Annotated in this window: 4 protein-coding genes; 1 reads left to right on the top strand and 3 read right to left on the bottom strand. The window is 53.9% G+C overall.

Annotated features, from left to right (window positions below; translation table 11 throughout):
* The coding region (locus tag NLI84_RS18725; RefSeq protein ID WP_255992352.1) for an RNA 2'-phosphotransferase at positions 1–544 on the top strand (544 nt) is incomplete at its 5' end.
* Positions 545–795: 251 nt separating this feature from the next.
* Here NLI84_RS18725 and NLI84_RS18720 read toward each other — a convergent pair.
* From NLI84_RS18720 to NLI84_RS18710, 3 genes are all read right to left on the bottom strand, one after another.
* Positions 796–1770, bottom strand: coding sequence for a PoNe immunity protein domain-containing protein (locus NLI84_RS18720; protein WP_255992351.1), 975 nt, complete (start codon positions 1768–1770; stop codon positions 796–798).
* A gap of 10 nt (positions 1771–1780) precedes the next feature.
* A complete protein-coding gene (locus tag NLI84_RS18715) occupies positions 1781–3334 on the bottom strand; it encodes a hypothetical protein (RefSeq protein ID WP_255992350.1) in 1554 nt (517 codons plus the stop codon).
* The coding region (locus NLI84_RS18710) for a DUF2345 domain-containing protein (RefSeq protein ID WP_255992349.1) at positions 3331–4036 on the bottom strand (706 nt) is incomplete at its 5' end. The genes NLI84_RS18710 and NLI84_RS18715, both read right to left, overlap by 4 nt.

The raw sequence follows: 4036 nt of genomic DNA, 5'->3' as shown, positions 1-4036 counted from the left end.
TTTATTTGTTAAGCGCGTAGTTAATCGTCCGGGACTGGACACATACCAGCTTCGTCACCAAGGCCCGAACAACGGGATTGCAATCGATAATACCGGTTTCGCAGCGATGGATGATCTGGCGTTTGTTCTCAAAGTAGATTCAAGTCATTTGCTGGCTGTGGCGGAGCATCCCGGCGAGCCTCGATTTGAGGTCCGAGACGGCCAAATCAGAGCTCTATACGGACATTCTCTAAATGTAAGCATTGATACTGGCATCAAAATTGGTGCGCCGACGTCTCTATATCATGGGTCTAGCTGGTCTGCGCTTAACGCGATCATCGATAATGGCTTGATCCCGATGCAGCGGCGTATGGTCCATTTAACAAATGTCGCAGATGAGGCCATGGCTGTGGGCGAGCGAAAGGGGGCTCCCGTCGTGCTTGCGGTTGATCAAAGCCACAATGAAGTGCCTGTAGCCGAAGGGATCTGGGTTGCGCCAAGTGTTCTGCCCCATCGCTTATCCATCGTGAATCCTTTCACTGAGGAGGCTGGTGTCGTTCGGTGAGTACAAACGAACTTTCATGTTTATTGGGTATAAACGCTCATATCCCCCGTCTGCGGCACTACCCTCTTGAATCAGCGCTGCTGACAATCGGGTCGCGTACGTCAGCAAGTTAGGGGGAACCTGCCATCCGCTTGAGATCCTCAACGCCTGCTTTGGCCGAATTGCAGCCAAATAATGGCTGATCATGAGGCCAGCAGCGAGGTGATCAAGAGTCATCCGAACGGATGATCACGCCCGCTAGAATCCACAGTTCATCCTTGGTTTTCATCCCAATACCAGATCGTGGCTCCGTAGGTTGAACCTGAAAACGCTGGCATGACTTCGCCGGCTTCGAAGTAGCGGCGCGAGTTCACCTGAGCTGGTGTCTGCCAGTAGCCCGATTTGGGGCATGGCAGGTTTGCTTCGCAACGATTCATGCCAAGCGTAGGTGGTTTTTGAGTAGGTGTAGCCAGCGAGCGGGCAAAGTCGACCAAGTCCTTGGGGTAGACCAGGTGGTCCCGATAGCTGGAGTCATCAATATCCCATAGCACTGTGACTAAAGCGGCTTCAAACGCCCAGTAGCCAAAGTAGGAAGAGTCACCTGCCTTATCGGTATGGGTGCCGTGCCAGTAACACCCTTTCATTTGCTTGTACCAGCTCTCAAGAAATGCCGCGACCATGGCTGGTCGCTCCTCGGCTGGAAGGACGGTGGCTTTCGCAAGCGGGCGATACGCGTCTGGATGTAGCAAAACGCGCTCGACAGGTATGTTTGTGCCAGTGAGCTGCTGAACAACGGCCTCGAACAGGCCATCCCGACCACGATTGAACTCAGCATTCTTGTCGATCCAGCTCAAGATGCGTGGAATCTGGTCGGCATGGCCAAGCAGTTTGGCCAGCGCCAACAACCACGTGACATAGACGTAGGCTTCGAGCTGCGTGATTTCAAGTGCCGCAGCCACATGCGGTTTTATTTTTTCGTTGCTAATGAAAACATCAAACGCATCAATAATGGAAGGGAAATTAGCTCCCAGTCCTTCAATGGATTTTCCCGCGGTATAGTCAAGAATCAGTGTTTCGAGCGCATAGCTCGCCACATCCCATTTGAAGCTGTTTACAGCCCTTTCGCTCAACTCGGGGAGGGCCAATTTCTCGTGCGCGACTTTGATGTAAAGGGCCAATTGATCGCGAAATTGCTCGTAATGCGCAGCACTGATGAACCGCTGTCTACGCTCGTCTTTAAAAGCCATCTCCCTCTCCTTAATAGCTGCTATCGGGCAGTGGTTTCTTATCTTTTCTCGGCTTGGCCGGAATGTTATCCAAGTTCATGTCGGCCGTGTCAACATCAATCAAGACATATAGTTTACTGACGCCGCTACTGCCTAGCGGGCCTGGCAAACAAATGAATATCCACCTGGAATATCCATTTTGCTTTATCTCGGCTTGTTTGTTCGCCACATCTTCGCGACTCTTCGATGGACCCTTTTGAAGAGCTGGAGGAATTCTTTTTGCACTCCAGACTTCCCCCATCTGCTTGCCATCACAGGTGTTTCCTAGTCTGTTCTTCGCTTCCTTCTTGATCCCTTCGGTATCGTTCTCGTCAAAACGCTTCGCGATGTGCTTGGCTTCAAATACCACGAAACGTGGGTAGACCCGGAACGGAAATTTGGTATCCCACGCATACTGGATATGCGGCGGGGTAGATTCCTTGGGAATGAAGAGTACTTTGCCGGGTTTGGGAACAGTGACCTGCTCAGGAAAAGGGTCTGGTAAATGCTGCTGTTGCATTGGTTTCTCGAACAACCCATCCAGCCCCTTGCCCTTGGGCGGATCGATCAACCGCTTGTACAGCAGGGCTTTTTCCATCAGCCCATAGCCATCATTTTCGCATTCCACGCCGTTTTTCTTGTTGTTATCTGTTTGCGAGGTACAAGCGTTATTGGTGGCATTGGTTGTTGCTGCGTTCATCCGCTCAACTTCAAGAATCACCAACTGCTTCTTCTCTTCAGCGACCTGCTGGCGCTTCTTTTCCAGCTTGGCCATTCGGTCCAGCTCTTGCTGTTCAGTGTTCTCCTGAAACGCATTCGCAGGCATCGTGAGCAACATGAGCCCGATCAACCAAGGATTGGTTGCTACGCGTGTGATGGCCGAAAGGCGGGAAGCCGCCGGCGCAGGTTTTGGGAGCGGCTCGGCGCTCGGTGGGAGTTGCGGGATCGTAATCGGCCGGGGTGGTGCATCGGAGATGGTCGGGCCGTAGCCGGGACTTGGCGCGAGTGCGAGCTGAACCGGAGCGCCGAATAGCGCCGTGTGCAGAGTGGCATCCTGCTGCTTCAGGATGTCCAGCCACGCGTTATGTTCGGCCTTGACCTTATTTTGTGCACCTTGGTAATCGAAGGTCTCCACATATTGGCGTGCATTGCCATAGCCAATGATGTGCATGAAGGCTTGGACTTCGGACCATGGGCGACCGTCATAGATCATGTCGATCAGGATGAGGGCCGATCCATAGGTAGGCATGAAGCCACTGAAGTAGTAGGCCAGGGTGTCGGACGTCTTGCTCCGCGCCCCGCCACTTAAAACTACCTGCAAGAAATCCTTCACCAGAAACAGGAAGTCGTCGTCCTTGTGGAAGGCGCGGACTCGGGAGAGCCATTGCCCGGCAATCTTCTCAGCGGCTTCTTCCTGTTCGACCAGCGTCGCTGGGTAGAACAGACCTAGGAACTGACTGATTTCTCGCACGCTCATGCGTACTGCATCGGTCAGGCCCGTTTTGACTGGCGCAATCGGGATGGTGCGTTGGGTCTGAATACTCATTTGAGCAGCAACTTCTTCACGAACGAGAGCGCCGAGTCAGCGTCACTCGCCGATCCAGCATGAGGATTGTCGATCTTGCGTTTCGGGTCCCATGCGCGGCTGTCATCACCGAGCAAGACCTTTGCGGTGCCAAGTGGCACGCCATCAACCCGTGCAAAACCCTTGTCATCCAGCTTGCCGCGGATTTCGGTGCCATCAGAGTACTTGAGTGTGAAGGGCGCCCCCTTCACTGGCTCGATGTCGTCGTACGCATAGTTGAGCTCAATCCAGTTCTGGTGATTTTCCGGCTGCGGCATGAAGGGCATTGCCGCCTTCATGCTTGCTGGGCCACTAAAGTTGAAATCACTGCCCTTGAAGCTCACCGAGCCCGGGGCGTGGATTTCGATGTTGCCGCCTTTCAGCCGGATGTTGGCGCCGCCGCAGGTGAGCAGTAGCTCTTCCTTGGCTGCGGCGATGAGCTTTTCCTTGTTGGCGAAGATACGCAGGTTCTTGTCGCCGACAATCTCCACATCGCCTGACTGCGCCTGCACATTCACATGCCCCTTGGCGGCGATGAGTTTGAGGTTCACCTTGTCGGCCACCCCCTGCACAAACAGGCTGATCTTGCTGCCGACGTTGTGCACCCACCTTCTGGCGGTGGTCTGCTGCGTATCACGCTGGCTGACCAGATCCAGGTTATGACCGGCGTTGAGGATGAGTTCG

Source organism: Chitinolyticbacter albus (assembly GCF_024437655.1).
In the GTDB taxonomy this organism is placed as follows: domain Bacteria; phylum Pseudomonadota; class Gammaproteobacteria; order Burkholderiales; family Chitinibacteraceae; genus Chitinolyticbacter; species Chitinolyticbacter albus.
The sequence above is the reverse complement of the archived record's forward strand: the minus strand, read 5'-3'. Positions and strand labels throughout refer to the sequence as shown.